The sequence below is a fragment of the Lysinibacillus sp. BPa_S21 genome, from assembly GCF_023337795.1.
Classification (GTDB): domain Bacteria; phylum Bacillota; class Bacilli; order Bacillales_A; family Planococcaceae; genus Lysinibacillus.
This window is the reverse complement of record NZ_JALIRS010000003.1, coordinates 181,494-205,997: the sequence shown is the minus strand read 5'-3', so window position 1 is coordinate 205,997 and position 24,504 is coordinate 181,494. Positions and strand designations below refer to the sequence as shown.

Annotated in this window: 21 protein-coding genes; 16 read left to right on the top strand and 5 right to left on the bottom strand. The window is 39.0% G+C overall.

Annotated features, from left to right (window positions below; all coding sequences use genetic code 11):
* Positions 1-11 precede the first annotated feature (11 nt).
* The 11 genes from pyrR (at position 12) to MOK21_RS06835 (ending at position 12,157) form a co-directional block, all read left to right on the top strand.
* Complete coding sequence (pyrR, locus tag MOK21_RS06885; RefSeq protein WP_249073203.1) at positions 12-554, top strand: bifunctional pyr operon transcriptional regulator/uracil phosphoribosyltransferase PyrR; 543 nt, start codon at positions 12-14, stop codon at positions 552-554.
* Between the two features lie 20 nt (positions 555-574).
* Complete coding sequence (locus tag MOK21_RS06880) at positions 575-1,885, top strand: uracil-xanthine permease family protein (protein ID WP_249073202.1); 1,311 nt, start codon at positions 575-577, stop codon at positions 1,883-1,885.
* Positions 1,886-2,090: 205 nt separating this feature from the next.
* Positions 2,091-2,969, top strand: coding sequence for an aspartate carbamoyltransferase catalytic subunit (locus tag MOK21_RS06875; RefSeq protein WP_249073201.1), 879 nt, complete (start codon positions 2,091-2,093; stop codon positions 2,967-2,969).
* A 1-nt stretch (position 2,970) separates the two neighbouring features.
* Complete coding sequence (locus tag MOK21_RS06870; protein WP_249073200.1) at positions 2,971-4,248, top strand: dihydroorotase; 1,278 nt, start codon at positions 2,971-2,973, stop codon at positions 4,246-4,248.
* Positions 4,248-5,348 carry a carbamoyl phosphate synthase small subunit gene (locus MOK21_RS06865; protein WP_249073199.1) on the top strand — a complete coding sequence of 367 codons (1,101 nt, stop codon included), beginning with the start codon at positions 4,248-4,250 and terminating at the stop codon, positions 5,346-5,348. Before MOK21_RS06870 ends, MOK21_RS06865 begins: the two co-directional genes overlap by 1 nt.
* Entirely contained in the window at positions 5,341-8,538 is a 3,198-nt protein-coding gene (gene carB, locus MOK21_RS06860) for a carbamoyl-phosphate synthase large subunit (protein WP_249073198.1), read from the top strand. Before MOK21_RS06865 ends, carB begins: the two co-directional genes overlap by 8 nt.
* A 1-nt stretch (position 8,539) precedes the next feature.
* On the top strand, positions 8,540-9,313 hold the full coding sequence (locus MOK21_RS06855; RefSeq protein WP_249073197.1) for a dihydroorotate dehydrogenase electron transfer subunit: 774 nt from the start codon (positions 8,540-8,542) through the stop codon (positions 9,311-9,313).
* Positions 9,310-10,224: a dihydroorotate dehydrogenase gene (locus MOK21_RS06850; RefSeq protein ID WP_249073196.1), complete on the top strand. Its 915-nt coding sequence runs from the start codon at positions 9,310-9,312 to the stop codon at positions 10,222-10,224. Before MOK21_RS06855 ends, MOK21_RS06850 begins: the two co-directional genes overlap by 4 nt.
* Positions 10,221-10,925, top strand: coding sequence for an orotidine-5'-phosphate decarboxylase (pyrF, locus tag MOK21_RS06845; RefSeq protein WP_249073195.1), 705 nt, complete (start codon positions 10,221-10,223; stop codon positions 10,923-10,925). Before MOK21_RS06850 ends, pyrF begins: the two co-directional genes overlap by 4 nt.
* 2 nt (positions 10,926-10,927) lie before the next feature.
* A complete protein-coding gene (gene pyrE / locus MOK21_RS06840) occupies positions 10,928-11,557 on the top strand; it encodes an orotate phosphoribosyltransferase (protein WP_249073194.1) in 630 nt (209 codons plus the stop codon).
* Between the two features lie 180 nt (positions 11,558-11,737).
* Positions 11,738-12,157 carry a hypothetical protein gene (locus MOK21_RS06835; RefSeq protein ID WP_249073193.1) on the top strand — a complete coding sequence of 140 codons (420 nt, stop codon included), beginning with the start codon at positions 11,738-11,740 and terminating at the stop codon, positions 12,155-12,157.
* Positions 12,158-12,259: 102 nt separating this feature from the next.
* On the opposite strand, the gene MOK21_RS06830 is transcribed toward MOK21_RS06835, so the two are convergent.
* Positions 12,260-13,789: a cardiolipin synthase gene (locus MOK21_RS06830; protein ID WP_249073192.1), complete on the bottom strand. Its 1,530-nt coding sequence runs from the start codon at positions 13,787-13,789 to the stop codon at positions 12,260-12,262.
* Between the two features lie 866 nt (positions 13,790-14,655).
* Here MOK21_RS06830 and MOK21_RS06825 point away from each other — a divergent pair.
* Genes MOK21_RS06825 through MOK21_RS06805 form a run of 5 tightly spaced genes read left to right on the top strand, consistent with a single transcriptional unit; the run spans position 14,656 to position 20,338 of the window.
* A complete protein-coding gene (locus MOK21_RS06825; protein ID WP_249073191.1) occupies positions 14,656-15,669 on the top strand; it encodes an ABC transporter ATP-binding protein in 1,014 nt (337 codons plus the stop codon).
* Positions 15,666-16,613 carry an ATP-binding cassette domain-containing protein gene (locus tag MOK21_RS06820; RefSeq protein ID WP_249073190.1) on the top strand — a complete coding sequence of 316 codons (948 nt, stop codon included), beginning with the start codon at positions 15,666-15,668 and terminating at the stop codon, positions 16,611-16,613. The genes MOK21_RS06825 and MOK21_RS06820 overlap by 4 nt, the downstream gene beginning before the upstream one ends.
* Positions 16,614-17,576: an oligopeptide ABC transporter permease gene (gene opp4B / locus MOK21_RS06815; protein ID WP_249073189.1), complete on the top strand. Its 963-nt coding sequence runs from the start codon at positions 16,614-16,616 to the stop codon at positions 17,574-17,576.
* Positions 17,577-17,611: 35 nt separating this feature from the next.
* A complete protein-coding gene (locus tag MOK21_RS06810) occupies positions 17,612-18,514 on the top strand; it encodes an ABC transporter permease (RefSeq protein WP_283164638.1) in 903 nt (300 codons plus the stop codon).
* Positions 18,515-18,529: 15 nt separating this feature from the next.
* Entirely contained in the window at positions 18,530-20,338 is a 1,809-nt protein-coding gene (locus MOK21_RS06805; protein ID WP_249073188.1) for an oligopeptide ABC transporter substrate-binding protein, read from the top strand.
* 290 nt (positions 20,339-20,628) lie between these two features.
* Here the strand turns inward: MOK21_RS06805 and MOK21_RS06800 are convergent, their stop codons facing one another.
* The 4 genes from MOK21_RS06800 to MOK21_RS06785 are packed head-to-tail and all read right to left on the bottom strand — an operon-like array spanning position 20,629 to position 24,467.
* Positions 20,629-21,555, bottom strand: a complete 927-nt coding sequence (locus MOK21_RS06800; protein WP_249073187.1) for an ABC transporter ATP-binding protein — start codon at positions 21,553-21,555, stop codon at positions 20,629-20,631.
* Positions 21,548-22,603: an ABC transporter ATP-binding protein gene (locus MOK21_RS06795; protein WP_249073186.1), complete on the bottom strand. Its 1,056-nt coding sequence runs from the start codon at positions 22,601-22,603 to the stop codon at positions 21,548-21,550. Before MOK21_RS06795 ends, MOK21_RS06800 begins: the two co-directional genes overlap by 8 nt.
* A gap of 14 nt (positions 22,604-22,617) precedes the next feature.
* Positions 22,618-23,538 carry an ABC transporter permease gene (locus MOK21_RS06790; protein ID WP_249073185.1) on the bottom strand — a complete coding sequence of 307 codons (921 nt, stop codon included), beginning with the start codon at positions 23,536-23,538 and terminating at the stop codon, positions 22,618-22,620.
* Positions 23,538-24,467, bottom strand: a complete 930-nt coding sequence (locus MOK21_RS06785) for an ABC transporter permease (RefSeq protein ID WP_249073184.1) — start codon at positions 24,465-24,467, stop codon at positions 23,538-23,540. Before MOK21_RS06785 ends, MOK21_RS06790 begins: the two co-directional genes overlap by 1 nt.
* Between the last annotated feature and the right edge of the window lie 37 nt (positions 24,468-24,504).

Below are 24,504 nucleotides of genomic sequence, written 5' to 3'. Positions count from 1 at the left end.
AGGAAACTTACATGGCACAAAATGAGCTATTAGATGGACCGTCTATGGCAAGAGCGTTAACACGTATTGCACATGAAATTATTGAACGCAATAAAGGAATCGATGAATGTATTTTAGTGGGCATTAAAACGCGAGGTGCATTTCTTGCAAAACGCCTAGCTGAACGAATTGAAAAAATTGAAGGCAAACCAATCCGTACAGGGGAGCTAGACATCACCCTCTACCGAGATGATTTAACAACAAAGCATGATAATGAACAAGCACATGTTGAGCAAGTAGATATTGATGATGTAGTTGTAAATCAAAAAATTATTTTAGTCGATGATGTACTATACACAGGGCGTACAGTCCGCGCAGCGCTAGATGCAATAATGGATTTAGGGCGACCTGCACAAATTCAACTTGCGGTCCTGATCGATAGAGGTCACAGGGAACTACCGATAAGAGCTGATTATGTCGGTAAAAATGTTCCGACATCTGGAGCTGAGCGTATTGTCGTCAATTTACAAGAAGTAGACGGAGAAGATTGCGTCATCATTTTTAAAGAAGATTAACAAAAAAGTGGGGAAGCACTATGTCAAATGCAGTATTAGATATTAAGGATAAACCGACCCCAGTCCAACTAGTGACATTAAGTTTCCAGCACATGTTTGCAATGTTTGGCTCAACGATCTTAGTTCCTCAGTTGGTTGGTCTTAGTCCAGCGATTGCCCTTTTAACAAGTGGGATTGCTACACTGTTTTTCTTATTAATTACGAAATTTCAAGTTCCAGCTTATTTAGGATCATCATTTGCTTTTATCGCACCGATTTTACTAGCGGCAGGTGGTTTAAATAAAGACGGCTCTAGTGTAAATCCAGGTCATGCAATGATTGGTGCTATGGCAGTCGGAATAACATATGGTATTGTATCCCTAATCATCTGGAAAAGCGGCTATAAATGGATCATGAAAATTTTGCCACCGATTGTGGTTGGACCTGTCATTATGGTCATTGGACTTGGGTTATCAGGTACAGCAGTCAATATGGCGATGAATGTAGATGGCAAATATAGCTTTTTACACTTCTCAGCAGCGTTAGTAACATTATTTACAGCCATTATTTTCACGATTGCCTTTAAAGGCATTTTAAGTACAATGCCAATCTTAATTGGCTTAATTGTAGGATATATTTACTCAATGATTATCGGTATTGTTGATTATTCACCAATTGCCAAAGCAGACTTCTTTGCACTACCTGACTTCTTAATCCCAGGCATTCACTACGATTTTGAAATCACAACAAAGATACTCCTAACAATGGTACCAATCGTGATTGTAACGATTTCAGAGCATATTGGTCACCAGTTAGTGTTAGGGAAAGTTGTTGATCGAGATTACATTAAAGAACCAGGCTTACACCGTTCACTTTTAGGGGATGGAATTGGAACATTTATTAGTGCATTAATCGGTGGTCCACCGAAAACAACTTACGGTGAAAATATCGGCGTTCTTGCTATCACTCGTGTTTACAGTGTATACGTTATCGCAGGAGCAGCGGTCGTGGCAATTTTACTATCATTCTTCGGGCAAGCAATGGCAGTTATTGCAACAATTCCAACAGCTGTACTTGGTGGGGTTTCTATCCTGCTCTTCGGTATCATTGCGGCAAGTGGATTACGAATGTTAGTCGATAATCATATCGACTTTGGTAATAGTCGTAACTTGGTCATTGCCTCTGTTATTCTAGTCATTGGTATCGGCGGTGCGAAGTTCGTTGTTTCAGAATCACTTAGTGTCGAAGGTATGGCATTAGCAGCGATTATCGGTGTTCTTTTAAATGCCATCCTACCAGGAAAAAAAGAAGCAGAAAAACCAGTACTGCACAATCAAAATAAAAATTCATAGAAGTACCTTTTAATGAATTGTCCAGAGAGGCAAAAAAAGGGAAGTTGTAGACAGTCTAAAAGTAGGAATGTATCCTGCTGTAGTTTGTCGCGCCTCCTTATGCCTCGTTGATGACATCAACGGGGCTTTTATTATATTCAGCTTACTGAATGCAGAACGTTTATACATAGACGTTCATGAAACACAATCTAATGGAGGTTACATGATGAAGAACTTATTATCGATGGAACATTTAACAACTGAAGAAATTAACAACATCTTAGATCGAGCGCAAGCTTTTGAAAATGGTGAAACATCATCGTTATCTCGCCCATACAACGTTGCAAATTTATTTTTTGAACCAAGTACGCGCACGAAAACAAGCTTTGAAATGGCAGAGCGCAAAGTTGGCTGTATCGTTATCCCGTTTGATGGTAGCTTTTCAAGCGTCACTAAAGGTGAGACATTATACGATACAGTAAAGACGTTAGAAATGATTGGTATGGATGCCGTAGTCATTCGTGCAAAGGAAGATGCGTATTACAATGAACTACTTGAAGGCATCGATGTATCCATTATTAATGGAGGTGACGGCACTGGTCAGCATCCGTCTCAATCACTATTAGATCTTTATACAATCAAAAAAGAGTTTGGTTCTTTTGAAGGGTTAAATGTAACAATCGCTGGAGATATATCCCATAGTCGTGTAGCGAAATCGAATGCGTTAGCGTTACAGCGCTTAGGGGCAAATGTTCATTTCCTTTGTCCGGAAGAGTGGGCAGGTAATTTCGACGCACATCATTCTTGGGATGACTTAATCGAAATTAGCGATGTGATTATGTTACTTCGTGTGCAGCATGAACGTCATAAGGTTAATAAAAGCTTCTCAAAAGAGAGCTATCATAATGAGTACGGTTTAACAATTGAACGTGAGAAACAAATGAAGGACAAGGCAATTATCATGCATCCAGCACCGGTCAATCGTGATGTAGAAATTGCTTCAGAGTTAGTAGAATGCGAACGTTCTAGAATTTTCGAGCAGGTTCGAAATGGTGTATATACACGAATGGCTATAATGGAAACAATTTTAAAGGGGAGAGAGTAACATGACAAAAGTTCTTCAACATGTACAAATGGTAAATGAACAAGGCGAGCTACATACAGTAAATATCGCTATGGCAGATGGTAAAATTACGGCAATAGGTCCAAACGTAGAAGTAGCAGGCGCAGAAATAATCGAAGGAAATGGTTTAGTTGTTGCACCAGGCTTTGTCGATGTACATACACATTTACGCGAGCCAGGCTTTGAACATAAAGAAACAATTGCTACAGGTTCGGCATCAGCAGCAAAAGGTGGCTTCACAACAATTTGTGCGATGCCAAATACAAAACCAGTGCCAGATTCAGTAGAAAATATGCAGTTGATTAACGGTCTTATTAAAGAAAGTGCAGTGATTCGAGTACTGCCATACGGTTCATTAACAAAGGATATCTCAGGTGAGGTTCGCACAGACATTGCAGAATTAAAAGAACATGGGGCTGTCGCATTTTCAGATGATGGTGTTGGTATCCAGCTTGCATCAACTATGTATGAGCAAATGAAGGATGCAGCACAGCACGATATGGTAGTTGTTGCACACTGCGAGGATAACTCATTAATTTACGACGGTGTTATGCACGAAGGGAAGCGTAATAAAGAGCTTGATTTACCAGGAATTCCATCGATTTGTGAATCCGTTCAAATTGCACGAGATGTTCTACTAGCAGAAGCAGCTGGAGCACGTTACCACGTATGTCACGTATCAACAAAGGAATCTGTACGTGCAGTACGAGACGCGAAAGCAGCAGGTATTCGTGTCACTGCAGAAGTTTGCCCACATCATTTATTACTTGAAGAAATGGATATCCCATCAGATGATGCAAATTGGAAGATGAATCCTCCGCTTCGTGGAGCAGATGACAAAGACTCACTCCATGCAGCTATGCTAGACGGCACAATCGATTGCATCGCTACAGATCATGCTCCACATACAGTAGAAGAAAAATGCTGTGGTATGGTTGGTGCTCCATTTGGCATTGTAGGCTTCGAAACAGCGTTCCCACTGCTTTACACACAATTTGTAGAAACAGGGAAATGGACGTTAAAGCAGTTGATTGATTGGATGACTGTAAAGGCTGCTCAAATTTTCGATTTACCATATGGCACATTAGAAGTGGGTGCTTCAGCAGATATGATTTTAATAGATTTAAATAAAGAACAAACAATTGATGCAGAAGGCTTTGTATCAAAAGGACGCAATACACCATTCAATGGCTGGGTTGCAAAAGGATGGCCAGTTCTTACAATTTTTGAAGGCAATATCGTATACCAGGAGGCAGAGTAATGAAAAAACGTTTACTTATTTTAGAAGATGGCACAGTATTTACAGGTACAGCGTTCGGTAGTGAGCGAGCTTCACAAGGTGAGGTCGTATTCACAACGGGGATGACAGGTTATCAGGAAACAATTTCAGATCCTTCATTCTACGGACAAATTGTAACGTTAACTTATCCTTTAATCGGTAATTACGGTATTAACCGTGATGATTTTGAATCGATCACACCTGCTATTCGAGGATTTGTAGTTCGTGAATTAGCAAAAACACCTTCAAACTTCCGCTGTGATTTAACGGTAGATGAATACTTAACTTCAAAGGATATCCCGGGCATTGAAGGAATCGATACACGAAAATTAACACGCATTATTCGTAGTAAAGGGTCAGTAAAGGCTATTTTAACAGCGGCTGATGAAGAAGTGAATATAGATGAAATCGTTGCAAAATTACAGGCAACACCAGCGATTACACATCATGTTCGTGAAGTATCGCCGAAAGCAGCCTACCCATCACCAGGTCGTGGCAAACGCGTCGTATTAATTGACTATGGTATGAAGCACGGTATCCTTCGTGAGTTAAACAAACGTGATTGCGATGTACTCGTTGTCCCTTACAATACTTCGGCAGAGGAAATTTTAGCATGGCATCCAGATGGAATTATGCTATCAAATGGTCCAGGTAACCCTGAAGACGTAGCAGAAGGCATTGAAACGGTACGAAATTTAATCGGAAAAGTGCCAATGTTCGGTATTTGCTTAGGTCACCAAATCTTCTCGCTAGCATGTGGTGCACGAAGCTTCAAATTACCATTCGGTCACCGAGGTGGTAACCATCCAGTAAAAGATTTACGCACGGGCCGTACAGATTTAACATCTCAAAACCATGGTTATGCAATCGACATCGATTCATTAAAAGATACAGATTTAGAAATAACACATATCGCATTAAATGATGGCACTTGTGAGGGTGTGCGTCACAAGAAATATCCAATCTTCACAGTGCAATATCACCCAGAAGCATCACCAGGTCCAGAGGATTCAAATCACTTATTTGATGAATTTATCGAAATGATGGAAGTAGAAGCAGGGAAGGGGAAACAACATGCCTAAACGTACAGATATTGAAACTATTTTAGTAATCGGATCAGGTCCAATCGTGATCGGACAAGCAGCAGAATTTGACTACGCAGGAACACAAGCTTGTCTTTCTTTAAAAGAAGAAGGCTATCGCGTTATCTTAATAAACTCAAATCCTGCGACAATTATGACAGATACAGAAATTGCAGATAAAGTGTATATTGAGCCAATTTCACTAGAATTTGTATCACGAATTTTACGTAAAGAACGTCCAGATGCCATCCTACCAACACTTGGTGGTCAAACAGGTTTAAACATGGCCATTGAATTAGATAAATCAGGAATTCTAGATGAGCTTAATATTGAAATTCTTGGAACAAAATTAGATGCGATCCATAAAGCTGAAGACCGTGATTTATTCCGTAATTTAATGTACGAGCTAGGTGCTCCAGTACCTGAATCAGATATTATTCATAACTTAGATGAAGCGAAAAACTTCGTAGCGAAAATCGGCTACCCGGTAATCGTTCGTCCTGCCTTCACACTTGGTGGTACAGGTGGCGGTATTTGCTACAACGATCAAGATCTAGAGGAAATCGTGACATCTGGTCTAAAATATTCACCAGTAACACAATGTTTACTAGAAAAATCAATCGCTGGTTATAAAGAAATAGAATATGAAGTAATGCGTGATGCTGTCGATAACGCGATCGTTGTATGTAACATGGAAAATGTTGACCCAGTTGGTATTCATACAGGTGACTCTATCGTAGTGGCGCCTACACAAACACTTTCAGATCGTGAAAACCAAATGCTACGTAATATTTCATTAGATATTATTCGCGCCCTAAAAATTGAGGGTGGCTGTAACGTACAGTTAGCACTTGATCCATATAGCTTCAATTACTATGTAATCGAAGTAAACCCACGTGTATCACGTTCATCAGCGTTAGCATCAAAAGCAACAGGCTATCCAATTGCCAAGCTAGCAGCAAAAATCGCAGTTGGTTTAACATTAGATGAAATCAAAAACCCAGTAACAGGTTCTACGTATGCTTGCTTCGAGCCAGCTTTAGACTACATCGTGGCGAAAATCCCACGCTGGCCGTTCGATAAGTTTGAATCAGCAAAGCGTAATCTAGGGACACAAATGAAGGCGACTGGTGAAGTGATGGCACTTGGTCGTACATTTGAGGAAGCTATGCTAAAAGCAGTGCGCTCTCTTGAAACAGGACAAGTTCACTTAGAGCTGAAACATGCAGAAGAAAACACGGATTCTTGGATTGAAAAACGTATCCGCAAAGCAGGTGATGAGCGTCTATTCTTCATCGGTGAAGCACTTCGTCGCGGTGTTACAATTGAGCAAATCCATGAATGGTCTGCCATTGACTTATTCTTCTTAAATAAATTCAAAAACATCGTAGATATGGAGCAAACACTTGCTGACCATAAAAACGATAAAGATGTGTTACGTACAGCAAAACGTCTAGGCTTTGCAGATAAGAAAATTGCCGAGCTTTGGGAAACAACTTCAGAAGAAGTATATGCGTATCGTAAAGAAAATGGCATTATTCCAGTATATAAAATGGTTGATACTTGTGCAGCGGAGTTTGAATCTGAGACACCATACTTCTATGGCACATATGAAGATGAAAATGAATCAATTAAATCCGATAAGCCATCAGTCGTGGTACTTGGTTCTGGTCCAATCCGCATTGGTCAAGGGGTAGAATTCGACTATGCTACAGTACACTCAGTATGGGCAATTCAAGAAGCAGGTTACGAAGCAATCATTATTAACTCGAATCCAGAGACCGTTTCAACTGACTTCTCGATTTCAGACAAATTATACTTTGAGCCATTAACAATTGAAGATGTTATGCATATTATCGACTTAGAGCAACCAATTGGCGTAGTTGTACAATTCGGTGGTCAAACAGCTATTAATCTGGCTGATAAATTAGCTGCCAATGGTGTGAAAATCTTAGGTACATCACTTGAAGATATCGACCGTGCGGAAAACCGAGACAAATTCGAGCAAGCATTACGCGACTTGGACATTCCACAGCCACAAGGTGAAACAGCTGTATCTACGGAGGAAGCTCTTGCTATAAGCGATCGTCTAGGCTTCCCTGTACTAGTTCGTCCTTCATACGTACTAGGTGGACGTGCGATGGAAATTGTCTACAACCGTGAGGAATTACAACATTATATGGAGAACGCAGTAGAAGCATCTCCAGATCACCCAGTATTAGTTGACCGCTACTTAACTGGTCAAGAAATTGAAGTTGATGCCATTTGTGACGGTGAAAATGTATTAATCCCAGGTATTATGGAGCATATCGAGCGTGCAGGGGTTCACTCTGGTGACTCTATCTCTGTATACCCACCACAAAAATTAACACAAGCGCAAAAAGATACGTTAGTGGATTATACAACTCGCCTTGCAAAAGGTCTTGGCATTATAGGCTTAATGAACATTCAATATGTCATTTCACAGGGCGAAGTATATGTCATCGAGGTTAACCCTCGTTCATCTCGTACAGTACCGTTCTTAAGTAAAATTACAAATATTCCGATGGCAAACATTGCAACGAAAGCGATTCTTGGTAAATCAATCGTAGAACAAGGCTACCCAACAGGTTTAGCGCCAGAGCAAAAAGGTGTCTTCGTGAAAGTACCAGTATTCTCATTCGCTAAATTACGTCGTGTTGACATTACACTAGGACCTGAAATGAAATCAACAGGCGAAGTAATGGGTAAAGATGCAACATTAGAAAAAGCACTTTACAAAGGCTTAGTTGCAGCAGGTATGGAAATTCGTACAGAAGGCACAGTATTGTTCACAGTTTCAGATAAAGATAAAGAGGAAGCCATTGCACTTGCAAAACGCTTCTCAACAGTAGGCTATCGTATTGTCGCTACTGAAGGTACAGCTCAAGCATTCGAAGCGGCTGGCGTACGCACAGATGTAGTTGGTAAAATCGGTGCAAAAGGTGAAACATTAATCGATTTAATTCAAAACGGTGAGGCACAGCTTGTGGTCAATACGTTAACGAAAGGTAAGCAGCCGGCACGTGATGGCTTCCGAATTCGCCGTGAGTCTGTAGAAAACGGTGTACCTTGCTTAACTTCATTAGACACAGCAGAAGCGATGGTCCGTGTTATTGAATCAATGACATTCACAGCAGAACAAATGCCAAAAGCGGAGGTAGTACATTAATATGATTCGTCAAGAGAAAATGACGGTCGTCTCTCAAAAGCAAATAGCGACAAATATTTTCGAATTGACACTTCGTGGAGAACTGGTTCAGGATATGACACCTGGCCAGTTTGTCCATGTAAAGGTGTCAGATTCATTGGAGCCGCTTTTACGTCGACCAATTAGTATTGCAAACATAGATAAAGACAACAACGAATTTACAATGATTTATCGTGCGGAGGGTCGTGGAACAAGCGTGTTAGCGACAAATCGTGAAGGGCAGCTTGTCAATGTCCTTGGTCCAATCGGTAATGGCTTCCCTGTAGAAGCAGTAAAAGAGGGAGGCACAGCCCTACTAGTTGGTGGGGGAATTGGGGTACCTCCATTACATGAGCTTTCTAAGCAATTGAACGCACGAGGTGTTAAAACAATTCATGTGCTAGGCTTCCAATCGGAAGATGTATGCTTCTATGAAGAAGAATTCAGCGCCCTTGGAGAAACACATTATGTAACGGTTGACGGCTCTAAAGGAACAAAAGGCTTTGTCACAAATGTTTTAGAGTCACGAGCACCCGAATTCGATGTCTTTTATTCTTGTGGTCCGCTACCGATGTTAAAAGCACTTGAAGGCTTTTATCCAGAAAAAGAAGGTTATTTATCATTTGAGGAGCGTATGGGCTGTGGTATTGGTGCTTGCTTTGCATGCGTATGTAAAACAACAGATCAAGTAGCAAAAGACTATGTCAAAGTATGCTCTGACGGTCCAGTTTTCCCGAAAGGTACGGTGGCATTATGAGTCGTTTAAACATTCAATTACCAGGCTTAGACTTGAAGAATCCAATAATGCCAGCATCCGGCTGCTTTGGCTTTGGACGTGAATACGCACAGCTTTATGATTTATCAAAGCTCGGCGCTATTATGATTAAAGCTACGACTGTAGAAACACGTCCCGGCAATCCAACTCCACGCGTCGCAGAAACAGCAGCAGGGATGTTGAATGCCATTGGTTTACAAAATCCCGGAATCGAAAAAGTAATGAATGAAGAATTAAAGTTTTTAGAAGCGTATGATGTGCCAATCATTGCAAATGTTGCGGGTACGGAGACAGCGGATTACGTAGAAGTAGCGCAACGCATTTCTACTGCACCAAATGTGAAAGCATTAGAGCTTAACATTTCTTGTCCGAACGTTAAATGTGGTGGTATTCAATTTGGTACAGATCCTGCAACTGCACGAGAGCTAGTGAAAGCTGTGAAAGCTGTTTCAGAAGTGCCTGTATACGTGAAATTATCGCCAAACGTTACGAATATCGTAGAAATTGCACAAGCTGTTGAAGCCGGTGGTGCAGATGGCATTACCATGATTAATACACTAATTGGCATGCGTTTAGACGAGCGTACAGGTAAGCCAGTGATTGCCAATGGTACAGGCGGCTTATCAGGTCCTGCCGTAAAGCCAGTTGCAATTCGTATGGTCTATGAGGTGTATAAGGCTGTCAATATTCCGATTATTGGTATGGGTGGGGTGACAGAAGCGCAGGACGTTATTGATTTTATGTCGGCTGGCGCATCTGCAGTTGCTGTTGGAACAGCAAACTTTGTCGATCACTTCGTTTGTCCAACTATTATTGATGAACTACCAGCAAAGCTCGATAAATTAGGCGTAGAGCATATTTCAGAAATTATCGGAAGGAGCCATCGTTCATGAATACAAAACCAATACTTGCACTAGATTTCCCTGGAGAAGCAGAAGTATTCAGCTTTCTAAAGCACTTTAATGAACCTCTTTTCGTGAAAATTGGTATGGAATTATATATGCAGGAAGGGCCAGATATTGTACGCAAGGTAAAGGATCTAGGTCATGATATTTTTCTAGATTTAAAATTACACGATATTCCTAATACAGTGGGCTCTGCTATGAAAGGCCTAGCAAAATTAGGCGTAGATTTAGTCAACGTTCACGCGGCGGGCGGTCGTCAAATGATGGAGGCAGCACTTGAAGGACTTGAAGCGGGTACTCCGGCAGGGCGTGAACGTGCGGCATTAATTGCCGTAACACAGCTAACTTCTACAACAGAAGAGCAAATGCAGGCGGAGCAAAAAATTGCGTTATCTTTACAAGAATCTGTATTACATTATGCAAGCTTAACAAAACAAGCTGGTTTAAACGGTGTAGTCTGCTCCGTACATGAAGCAAAAGCAATTGCTGAAGTGTGCGGTGAAGATTTCTTACGTGTGACACCTGGTATCCGATTAGCGGGTGGCGATGCACACGACCAAAAGCGCATTGCAACACCAGATGGCGCAAAACGTGACGGTTCTTCGTTAATCGTCGTTGGACGTGCCGTTACAGGTGCACAAGATCCAGTAGCAGCATATAAAATCGTAAGTGAATTATGGGAGGCATAACTATGACATTACAAAATGAAATCGCACACGCTATGTTAAAAGTAGGCGCAGTAGAATTAAATCCAACTGAACTATTCACATGGGCATCAGGCATTAAATCACCAATCTACTGTGATACACGTCTAACAATCTCTGACCCTGTAATTCGTAAGCAATTAGCAAACGGTCTAGCATCTCTTATTAAAGAACACTTTGGCGCAACAGAAATTGTAGCAGGTACTGCAACAGCGGGTATCCCACATGCAGCTTGGGTAAGTGATATTTTAGAGTTACCTATGGTTTACGTACGTTCAAAAGCAAAAGAGCATGGCCGTGGTAACCAAATCGAAGGGAAATACGCAGCAGGTCAAAAAGTCGTAGTCGTAGAAGACATCGTTTCTACAGGCGGCTCATCGATTACAGCTGTAGAAGCCTTACGTGCAGTAGGATGTGAAGTACTAGGCGTTGTGTGCGTCTACACATACAATCTTCCACGTGCTGAACAAGCATTTGATGAGGCGGGCATTAAATATGTATCTCTAACAAATTTCGATTATTTAATTGAAGCAGCAAATGAATCCGGTGCTATTAAAGAAGAAGATATTCCATTCTTAAAAGACTGGCATGGGAAGTTAAAAGCAGGAGAGCTTTAATTAAAAAGAGGGTGGTATGATAATTTTTCATACCACCCTTTCATTTATTGAAAAACTATTGTTTCAAAGAAATTAAGGTGTCCTATTAAATAAAGTGTAGTTCTTGTTCAAAACGAGGGGTTGATTTCCGTTCCGGCTGGCGCTTTGTAGCTGACGCTGCGCTTTCGCTACAGAAAACATTTGCCGCTGACGCTTCGCTTTCGCGCAGAGCAGAGCTTCCTGGGGGCGTCGGGGCAACACGATGTTGGTCACGAAGGCGTTATCACAGGACGTGATGTTCTTAGCCTTCGTTCCCCTCTTGCTTCACTCGCGATGCTCGCTCCAGGGTCTCGGGCCAACAGATGTCTTTTGCGCGAAAGCGAAGCGGCAGCAGCACCGATGTTGGTCACGAAGGCGTTATCACAGGATGTGATGGTTTTAGCCTTCGTTCCCCTATCGCTAATCCCCAAGGAGTCGCCAGCCTCCACTCCAATCAACAATTCACATGACATGCGTTTTTACAAAATGACATTCAACTTTTTAGTTTTTATCGAAACACTTTCAGGAGTTATCGCCCAACTTTCACGTTTTATCTACCAACTTTCACGTTTTATCACCTAACTTTTCATTTTTATCGACATCCACCTTCCAAAGGGCAAAAAAGGATTCATACACAAAACTGTGTGTGAATCCTTTTACTTTTACAGTCTTTTTTAATCATTTTTACAGCAAAGGAGAAATGAGTCGCGTAAGAGATTCAAGCATGCGTTTTTGAATACTCCGCTTTTGGAAGGACGCCCATGTAATTTCTATGGAGTCTTTAAAATCCTGTTCAAAATCATTTTTAATATTTAGAACCGTGTTAGATTCATAGAGGACCGCAATGATTTCATAATTAAGCTCAAAACTACGAATATCCATATTGGCTGTACCAATGGATGCAACTTCATCATCAACCAGTACAATCTTGGCGTGCATAAAAGCATCTTTTAAGCGGTAAATGGAGACACCCGCTTTTAAAAGTGGTGTAAAGTATGATTGGGATGCTTGATCACTAATGATACTATCGCCTTTTCCAGGATATAAAATACGGACATCTACCCCAGAAAGTGCACTCAAACGTAATAATGTTAATGTTTCCTGATCAGGAATAAAGTATGGCGTAGCAATCCAAATGGATTTTTTTGCGGAGCTCATCATTTTCAATAACGCATTGCGAATATTTGTATCATCTGAGCTAGGTCCACTTGCAACGATTTGTACGGCACCTTCAGCCTGATGGATTCCTTGGCTTGGAAAGTATGTGCTATCCATAAAATGATTCCAAGACTCAGTATTTAAACTACTAGTAGCATAGAGAAAATCTTCTAGGAAAATGGCCTGCAGTTTATATAATGCTTTTCCTTCTATTTTTAAATGACTATCTCGCCAAATAGGAAACTTCTTTGAACGACTAAGATATTCATCTCCAACATTGAGTCCGCCTGTAAACCCAATTGTCCCATCTACAATAACAATTTTACGGTGGTTACGATAATTGACGGTTTCTAATAGCCAAGGGGAAAGAATTGAATCAAACTCGACTACTTCAATTCCTACATCTTTCATTGGTTGTAAGAAACTTCTTCGTAATTTATTACTACCGAGTCCATCATAAAGAAAGCGGACGATAACCCCAGATTTTGCTTTCTTTATTAAGGCATCGCGAATTTCTGTACCGATTTCATCTGATCGATAGATATAGTACTGAATATGAATGTGATGTGTGGCATTTTCAATTGCTTGTATGATTTCAGTAAATGTTTCATCCCCGTTTGTTAAGAGCTTTGTTGCTGTTTCATTCGCAACAGGACCGCCGCCAAATTTTTGGATAACATGTGTTAAATAGGTGGATCGTTCATTTAAAGGAGAAGACATTTCCAAATGAAAACTTTTCCCTGCTAAAATTTCACGGAATAACATCCTTTGTTCTTCGGAACGGCGTAAATGTTTCTTTCTTCTCCAGCGACTTCTTCCAAATAGTAAGTACAGAAGTAAACCGATACCGGGGAGAATGGCTAATATTAAAAACCATGCTAATGTACTTTGTGGGGAACGATTTTCAATAAAAATAATGAAGGCAATCCCTATAATTGTGATAGGCATGATAAAGCCGATTAAAGTATAGAAGGAAATAACAGATTTATTTAAGACTATGAGTATAATTGCTGCAATTGAAATGACGAATAGCAACTGGGCAACGCGATTTTTCATATGTATACATTCACCTATTCTATAAGATTCTTGGGAGGAGACTATAATTTAATAGTTTTATGATAGATTGTTTTCTTCTTTTTTACAATATAGACATTTCTGCACACTTTTCCCGCGCTAAATACCAAAGTTTCTTCATTAATTTCTTCAGTAAATCAAGTTCTTGTTAAATACTCCCATATAAAATAGTGTTATTCCGTTTTAATAGTTTTTTATTTGAAAGTTTTAGAATATATCACCTTTGCTGTTGCATATACTTTTTATAAAGCTAATTTTTTTAGGAACAATATAATTAAGAGGTACGTAAAGGGTTAGGTAAATAAAAATGAAAAAATTAATTTTTTAGTATATTGAAATTTCCGTTTAATTTTTAACACTTTAAACGAAAAAACTATTTTTAAAAAATAAATAGTTTGGATTTCAATTTCCTTATTTTTAAAGAGAATTCATAATTATTAGCTGTTATATAAAACAAGATTATTATAAAAATATTATATTTTAAAAATAAAAATAGAAGAGTATAGATAGAAGGTTGAAAAAGGAACAAGCAATTAAGTAAAGAAAAAATTAAGTTTAAAAAATTATTTTGTAAAGATGTATGGAACTTATTTGTTTGTATCTTTGTAATATTCCGAAAAATTTGCTTGATTTAATGTATTATTTCCATATAAAATAATATCACAGTTAATTTTCAGACAATTCAATTAGCGATTGTAGTTGTATGAAAAAGTAAAAAAACAGTAAAGGTATCAATAAATATTATTGGAGGTGTAAATGAATCTTTCAATAAAATATAATTCTGAAATACATTTTAAAGTGAAGTACAATCATTTTTCAGAATATTGAATATAGGAGGGGGAGATTGTTTGGATACAGCAAATGACCTACTAACAATTAGAAATCTAACTACCAGTTTCCGCATTAAAGAAACTTACCACGCTGCTGTAGAGGATATCTCACTTTCGCTTAAAAAGAATGAAGTATTAGCAATCGTTGGGGAATCGGGTTGTGGTAAAAGTACGCTAGCAACTAGTATTGTAGGCTTGTACAATCCTGTAAATACAAAAGTTTCAGGCGAAATCTTTTATAATAATCAAAATTTAACGCAACTAAATGACGAACAATTTAATAGTTTGCGTGGCAATCATATTGGTTTTATTTTTCAGGATCCTCTGTCAGCTCTTAATCCATTAATGCGGATTGGAGAACAAATTGCAGAGGGGTTAATGTATCATACAAAGCTCTCAAAGCAACAGCGCGGTAAAAGGGTACTAGAATTATTGAATCAGGTGGGCATCGCTAAACCAGAGCGTGTGGCAAGACAATTCCCGCATCAATTGTCCGGAGGGATGAGACAGCGTGTTGTGATTGCCATTGCATTATCGTGTAAACCGTCTATTTTAATTGCGGATGAACCGACAACAGCTTTAGATGTAACGATCCAAGCTCAAATACTGGACCTACTAAAAGCACTACAGTCGGAAACCGAAACAGGCATTATTTTAATTACCCATGATTTAGGTGTCGTGGCAGAAATGGCTGATCGAGTTGCAGTCATGTATGCAGGTGAAGTAGTAGAAGAAGCACCTGTTCAAGAATTATTTACGAACGCTAAACATCCTTACACGCGTTCTTTATTGAATTCTATTCCACAAACACATAGTGAAAATGAACGACTTGAAGTGATTCAAGGTATGGTGCCATCGTTGATGAATTTGCCTCGGGAAGGCTGTAGATTTTCAGCACGAATACCCTGGATTGATGCAGCTGCACATGAAAGCAAACCACAATTACACGAAATTGCACCAGGTCATTTGGTTAGATGTACCTGCTGGAAACACTTTCATTTCGAAGGTGAAGAAGGAGGCGGGACTGTATGAGCTTTATGCAAATTAGCGATTTAAACGTTCATTACCCAATTCGAGGAGGCTTTTTTAATACTGTAGTCGATAAGGTATATGCGGTTGATGGTGTCTCAATGGAGTTTGAAAAAGGAAAAACATACGGTTTAGTAGGAGAATCAGGTTCTGGAAAATCAACAACAGGGAAGGCCATTATAGGTCTAGAGAAGATCACGTCGGGTCAAATTTTCTATGAAGGTGAGAATGTTACTAACCAACGCAGAAATCGTGATTCAGCTTATAACAAAGATATTCAAATGATTTTTCAAGATTCCCATTCAAGTATGAATCCTAGAAAACGTGTTTTAGACATTTTAGCAGAGCCTATTCGGAATTTTATGAAGCTTAGTGATCAAGAGGAACGTAAGCGCATTAAAGAGTTACTAGCGATAGTAGGTATGTCGGAAGATGTATTGTTAAAGTATCCACATGAATTTTCAGGTGGTCAAAAGCAACGTCTTGGGATCGCGCGTGCGGTTGCTTGTAATCCAAAAATGATTATTGCTGATGAACCTGTATCTGCACTAGATTTATCTGTACAAGCACAAGTGCTAAATTTTATGAAAGACATTCAGCGTGAATTTGGCCTTAGTTATTTATTTATTTCGCATGATCTTGGTGTCGTGAAGCATATGTGTGATCACATAGCTATCATGTACAAAGGACGCTTTGTTGAAACAGGTACTCGAAATGATATATACATGAATCCACAACATATTTATACAAAGCGCCTATTATCAGCTATTCCTAATATTGAGCCAGAAACACGTTTGGAGCGTAAAGTAATACGTCAAGATGTCGAAGCGAATTATCAAAAAGAGCAGCATAAATATTATGACGAGCATGGCAAAGTATACCCATTAAAATCCATCTCGGATACGCATAAAGTAGCGATGTCTGACATTGAACGGGGGGGTATATAAATGTGGAAAACAATAGTTAGACGTGTATTACTGATGATTCCTCAGCTTTTTATATTAAGTCTCTTTATCTTTATATTGGCAAAACAGATGCCGGGAGATCCATTTACAGGGCTTATTACACCAGAGACAGACCCTTCAAGGATTGAGGAACTCCGTATAAAAGCTGGTTTCTATGACCCTTGGTATGTTCAGTATTACCATTGGATTACAAACGCTTTTCAAGGTGATTTTGGACGAAGCTATACATATAAAATTGCAGTGTCCACACTTATTGGTGAGCGCGGATTAAATACATTTTGGCTTTCATTACTCAGTGCAATTTTTGTTTATTTGATTGCGATTCCACTTGGGGTGTTAGCAGGTCGTTATCAAGAATCATTTTTAGATAAATCTATCACCCTGTACAGTTTTATAAGTTATGCTATTCCAACTTTCGTATTATCACTAATATTCGTCTATATATTCGGATATAGACTCATGTGGTTCCCAACTAGTGGAACTGTTGATGTAGGTCTTGAATCAGGCACAATGGAATATTATTGGAATAAAATCCATCATTTACTACTACCTGCTATCACGTATGCTATTTTAGGCACAACCGCTATTATTCAGTATTTACGCTCAGAAATAATAGATGCAAAAACTCAGGATTATGTGAAAACGGCTCGAAGCAAAGGGATCCCAATGCGAAAAGTCTACACTAGACATATTTTCCGTAATTCTCTGCTACCAATCGCAGCCTTTTTAGGGTTTACAATAACAGGTTTATTAGGTGGCTCAATTTTCATTGAAACAATTTTTGGTTTCCCAGGAATGGGTCAGTTGTTTATCAATTCAATCATGAGTCGAGATTATAGTGTTATTACGGCACTAGTTATGCTTTATGGCTTCTTAACATTATTAGGTAGTCTACTGTCTGATATTATTATGAGCATTGTTGATCCACGTATCCGCATAGACTAATGACTAAAATAATGTTTAAGGAGAGGTGAATTCAAATGGAGCAACAAAATAACGAAATGGTCAAATTTGATAACTCTCCACCGACGGGGATACAAGTCGTTTTGCGAGAGTTTAAAAAAGATAAATTAGCGATGATTTCCTTTTTAGGGATAACTTTTCTTATCATTGGATTTCTAGTCGCTGCCATGCTTTTAAATCAAGATGAAGTGTTAAAGATTAAACTGTTGGAGCGTTACACGGAACCCGGTGTAAATGGTTATACACTTGGAACAGATGAAGCAGGTCGTGATATGCTGGGGCAACTAGTAATAGGGGCAAAAAACTCTATTTTAATAGCATTTGCCATTACGATTATTACTAGTATTGCAGGGATAGGTCTTGGTATTGTCATGGGTTATTATGGAGGATTTATTGATAATTTGTTTATGCGAATTACTGAATTCTTTATGACATTACCTAATCTAATGGTGATCATTGTTTTTGTTACTATCATTCCCAAATATGGCATACTTGAATTGATTTTGATCATCAGTTTATTTCAATGGATGAGCACCGCCCGCTTAGTCCGAAGTAAAGCACTATCGGAGGGGCGAAGGGATTATGTGAGTGCTTCTAAAACAATGGGGACAAGTGATTTCGCTATTATGTTTAAAGGCATTTTACCAAATTTAAGTTCTATTTTAATCGTTGAACTAACGTTGAACTTTGCTGGTAACGTTGGGATCGAAACAGGATTGTCCTTCTTAGGATTTGGTTTGCCGCCATCGACTCCGAGTTTAGGAACACTTGTAAACTATGCGAGAAATCCAATCGTTTTGTCAGAAAAATGGTGGGTATGGTTGCCCGCATCAATATTAATTTTAATCTTGATGCTTGGTATAAATTATGTCGGTCAAGCACTTCGTCGTGCAGCTGACGCAAAACAAAGAATGGGATAAAGGGGAGGATGTACTATGAAAAAAAATTGGTTATTACTATCCGTTATTTTTGCAGTGATGTTTGTCTTAGCAGCCTGCAATAACGAGGGTAAAGAGGCAGCTAAAACTGGGGATGGCAACAAAGAGAAACCGACACAAACTGAAACAGATGCAACTAAGTTTCCAATGGAAATAACAAATGAAGGGGACGCTATTAAAGGTGGTACATTAAAGGTAGCGCTTGTAACAGACACTCCTTTTAAAGGGGTTTTCATTCCGGAATTATCTGATGATGCCTACGATAGTACAATCTTGGATTACGCAAAAAATGAAATTTTTGAATTGGATGGGGATTTCCAAGTAAAAGATACAGGTATTGCAAAATTAGAGGTTGATAAGGACAATAAGAAAGCGAAGATTACTATTCAAGGTGACGTTAAGTGGTCTGATGGTCAACCTTTGACAGCTGAGGATTTAATTTATCCATACGAAATTATTGGTCATCCTGATTACGACGGAAAACGCTACGATGACGATTTCCAAAATATTGTTGGTGCAAAAGAATATCATGATGGAAAAGAGAAAACAATTTCTGGTATTAAAAAAATTGATGAAAAATCCATTGAAATTACGTTCAAAAAAGTATCACCAGCTATTTATTCAGTTGGGGATGGGTTATGGGGTTATGCAGCACCGAAGCATCAGCTAGAGTCAATCCCTGTTAAAGATGCCCTAATTGCTTCAGATGCAGTTCGTAAAAATCCTGTAACACTGGGTGCATTTAAAATTGATAAAATTGTAAATGGAGAGTCAGTTCAGCTTGTAGCAAATGAACATTATTTTAAAGGCAAGCCGAAATTAGATAAAGTGGTAATCGAAGTTGTTCCTTCAAGTTCAATCGGTGAAGCTTTGAAAACTGGGAAATATGATATTGCAGAACATTACCCAACAACTCAATTTGATAGCATCAAGGATTTATCCAATATAACAATTGCAAGCCGTCCAGAGATGTCATACTCTTATTTAGGGTTTAAAGTAGGGAAATATGATAAAGCAAATCGTATTAATATTTTTGATAAGAAGTCAAAAATGAATGATGTAAATTTACGTCAAGCGATTGGCTATGCGATGGATATTGAGTCTGTTACAGAAAAGTTCTATCAAGGTCTACGTGTAAGAGCAAATTCATTAATTCCACCAGTGTTTGCATCTTACTATGATGGTACATTAGAGGGTTATCACTATGATCCTGAAAAGGCTAAGGAATTACTAGATAAAGCTGGCTATAAAGATGTAGATGGGGACGGAATCCGTGAAGATAAAGACGGCAAGAAATTCACAATTCGTTTAGCATCTATGGCTGGTTCAGATACTGATGAAGCAATTGTTGAGTACTATCGTCAAAACTGGAAAGAAGTTGGATTAAATGTTGAACTGACTACTGGTCGTTTAATAGAATTCAACAGCTTCTATGATAAAGTTGAGGCTGATGATCCAGAAATCGATATGTATATGGCTGCATGGAAAACAGGTACGAATCCATCTCCGGTAGGTTTATATGGTGAAGGGGCAGAATTTAACATGAGTCGTTACGTTTCTGCTGATTTAACAAAAATGTTAAAAGACATTGATTCGGAAAAATCGATGGATCCAAAACATCGTGCAGAAGCATTCCGTAAATGGCAAGAATACATGAGCAAAACAGCAACGACAATGCCAATGTACTTCCGTACAGAGCTTTTCCCAGTCAACAAACGTGTGAAAAATTTCAATGTTGATTATGCAAATGAAACAAAATCAGAACTTCAAACTATTGAATTAACAGCAGATGCTCCAGTAAAATAAGCTAATCACTGACAAAACAGTCTTTCTTCATATAGGGGAAAGGCTGTTTTTCATAACTGATTTAGTTATACGTTCTGATATCGAATACCGTGATAGGGGGATTGGAGTGGAGGGACAAACTTGACGATTACCTTGTAGCGAGCAGAGGAAAGGGATCATATCGTGTGATAATGCCTTCTTGACCAATGATCAAAGTTTCTCATCGGATCCCAAGAAACACTCAGTGATGAGCTGTATTCATAGAAAAAATCCACCCACTGTAAAATAACAATGGATGGATGTATAAGTTATTATCGATTAGCAACCCAAGTTTTCGCAAGATCTGCAGTACCATAAACATAATGCTGATCGCCTACTTCATGGTATGTTGCGCTATCGTCAACTTCCGTATGCTTGTACGGAATACGTTGACGGTGTTTTTCTGACATTGGGTCAGGAAGTGGAATTGCTGATAATAATGATTTTGTATACGGATGAACAGGGTGATTGTAAATATCATCTGCTTTACCGATTTCCATAATTTTACCACGGTACATAACAGCGATACGGTCACTGATATACTTAACCATTGATAAGTCATGGGCAATGAAAAGATATGTTAAGCCTCGTTCTTTTTGCAGTTGTTTTAATAAGTTAACAACTTGCGCTTGAATCGATACGTCAAGTGCAGAAATCGGTTCATCGGCGATAATAAACTTAGGATCTAAGCTTAGCGCACGGGCGATTCCGATACGTTGACGTTGACCACCGGAAAATTCGTGTGCATATCGGTTTGCGTGCTCTTTGTTTAAGCCAACAGCCTCTAGTAGTTGATTAACTTTTTCACGACGCTCTTTTTTATCTTTGTAAAGACCGTGAATCGTAAAGCCTTCACTAATGATTTCTCCAGCTGTCATACGCGGATTTAATGAAGCATATGGATCTTGGAAAATCATTTGCATTTGACGATTAAATTTCTTTAAATCATTTTTAGATTTCTTCCCATGGACATTTTCACCATCGAAAATGATTTCACCATCTGTAATGTCGTACAGGCGGATAATGGAACGACCAGTTGTCGATTTACCACAGCCCGATTCTCCAACAAGACCAAGTGTCTCACCTTCGTATACATCGAAGCTAATACCGTCGACAGCTTTAATAGGGTTACCTGCTGAACCGAAATGCTGCTTTAAATTTTTAATTTCAAGAATTTTTTTTGCGCCCGATTTAGTCATTTGAATGTGCCTCCTTTGCTAAATATCCTTCAATACGTTTAGCAACCGCATCTGGAAGCGGAATTTTTGGCGCGTCAGGATGCATCAACCAAGTTTTTGCGTAGTGTGTTTCACTTACTTGGAACATCGGTGGCTCTTGCTCATAATCAATAGCCATTGCAAATTCATTACGAGCGGCAAACGCATCGCCCTTTGGAGGGTTAATAAGATCTGGTGGTGAACCAGGAATTGTGCGTAATAGCTCATCCGTATCGTTATCTAAGTCAGGCATTGAACCAAGCAGACCCCATGTATATGGATGCTTAGGATTATAGAAAATATCATTAACAGTACCGTATTCAACGATTTGTCCGGCATACATAACGGCAACTCGGTCAGCAATGTTTGCAACGACACCTAAATCGTGAGTAATGAAAATGATAGATGTTTTCGAATTTTTTTGGATTTCTTTCATTAGCTCTAAAATTTGCGCTTGAATGGTAACGTCTAATGCTGTTGTTGGTTCATCGGCAATTAGAAGCTTAGGATCAGCTGCCAGTGCAATGGCAATAACAACACGCTGACGCATACCGCCTGAAAATTCATGCGGGTATTGGTTATAACGTTTTTCAGGGAAGGGGATACCTACCTGCGTTAAAAGTTCGATTGCACGTTTTTTAGCATCGGCTTTTGATACTTTTTTATGTTGTAAAATCACTTCAGTTATTTGACGTCCGACCTTCATCGTCGGGTTTAAGCTTGTCATTGGATCTTGGAAAATCATTGCAATTTCATTTCCGCGTACTTTTGACATTTCTTTATCACTTAAAGGTACTAAATCACGGCCATTAAATAAAATTTGTCCTGACTCATAAATACCAGGTGGCTGTGGAATTAGTTTCATTAATGCGTTACTCGTAACACTCTTACCAGAACCGGATTCACCAACGATTGCGAGTGTTTCACCTTCTTTTAAGTCAAAGGTTACACCACGAACAGCATGAACAAGCCCTGCATAGGTTTTAAAATTTATTTTTAAATCTTTTACTTCTAAAATTGTTTTACTCATTTTCGGCCACCTCCTTATTTACGTAGTTTTGGATCTAATGCATCACGTAAGCCGTCACCAACTGCGTTAAACGCAAAGATTGTTAGTGAAATGAACAATGCTGGGAAAATTAAACGCCAAGGAGCATTTGTAATTGCACCATTACCTTCAGAAGCCATTGTTCCCCATGATGCAAGTGGAGCAGGAACTCCAAGACCTAAATAACTAAGGAAAGACTCTGTAAAAATAGCAGATGGCACTGTTAATGTCATGGTTACTAAAATTGCACCAAGTGCATTTGGCACTAAATGTTTTAGTATTAAATGTCCTGTTCTTGCACCTAAAGTACGCGCAGCCAAAACATATTCTTGATTTTTAATAGATAGTACTTCACCACGTACAATACGAGCCATATTAATCCAGCCTGTAATGGATAATGCGATAATCATTGGTACGATACCTTGTTCTAATACTACTAATAGCACGATTACAACTAAAAGGTAAGGTATAGCTGTTAGGACATCGGCAATACGCATCATAATATTGTCAACTCGACCGCCTGCTAAACCAGAGATACTTCCCCATAATACGCCAATGATTAAGTCAATGATGGCAGCAGCAAACCCGATGAATAAAGAAATACGAGCACCAGCCCATATTCGAACGAAAATATCCCGACCTAAATCATCTGTACCAAACCAAAATTCTGACGATGGTGGAGCGTTAAAAACACCTAATTGGTCTTTATAGTGGTATTGAGAAAACATCGGCACAAAGATAGCCATTAAAAAAATAGCAATTAAAGCAATTAAACCGAAAATCGCCATTTTATTATGGGAAAAACGCATAAATACTTCCTTCCAAAAGGAGACTGATGTATCAGCTAATTTTTCAGTTGCTTCATGATTTCCGCCAACGATTTTAAACTTATCTTTTTCGATTTGTTGCTGTGTCATTACTTTTTCGCTCCTTTCAGCTTAATTCGCGGGTCGATTACGCTATATAAAATATCTACGATGAAGACCGCAAATAAAAGAATGATTGAGAAGAACACAGTTGTTCCCATAACAACTGTATAGTCACGGTTCGTAATACTTTGCACAAAGTGTTTACCTAAACCAGGAACCGCAAAAATTTGCTCTACAATGAAGCTACCTGTAACAACCCCAGCTGATAATGGAGCTAAATAAGTAACGACTGGTAAAAGGGCGTTTCGTAAAGTATGGCGGAAAACGACTGTCCATTTGCCTAAACCTTTTGCTCGAGCCATTTTAACGTAATCACTATTATTTTGTTCAAGCATACTTGAACGTGTCAGTTTAGCAATAAAACCCATATGCGTTATTGCAATAGCTAAGGCTGGCAATATACTATAACTAAAGCCTTTCCATCCGCTAATTGGGAATAACTGAAGTTTATAGGCAATGAAATACTGCATGAGTCCAGCTAAAATAAAAGATGGAACGGAAATTCCGAGCACCGCAAAAGTCGTTGCCAAATAATCTGGGAATCTATTATGATAAAGCGCTGCCACTACACCGATTAATACTCCCAATCCAATCGCTAGTAGCATCGCTTCAATTCCTAATGTTAAAGATACAGGAAAGCCTTCTGCAATCATATCATTCGTAGAACGCGCTTTATACTTCATAGATTCACCGAAATCAAAAGTGGCCGCATCGATTAAATAATCTTTGTACTGAATATACCAAGGGTTATTTAATCCATACGTTTCGTTTAACTTTTCCTCTATTTGAGGAGGGAAATTACGCTCAGATGCAAATGGGTTACCAGGTGCAAGACGCAATAGGAAAAACGTAGCCGATACGATGACGAAAAGCGCGAGAAGTATATACATCAGCCTTTTCAAAATATAATTAATCACATAAAACTCCTCCTTCTACTTGTCAATTATCTGACAA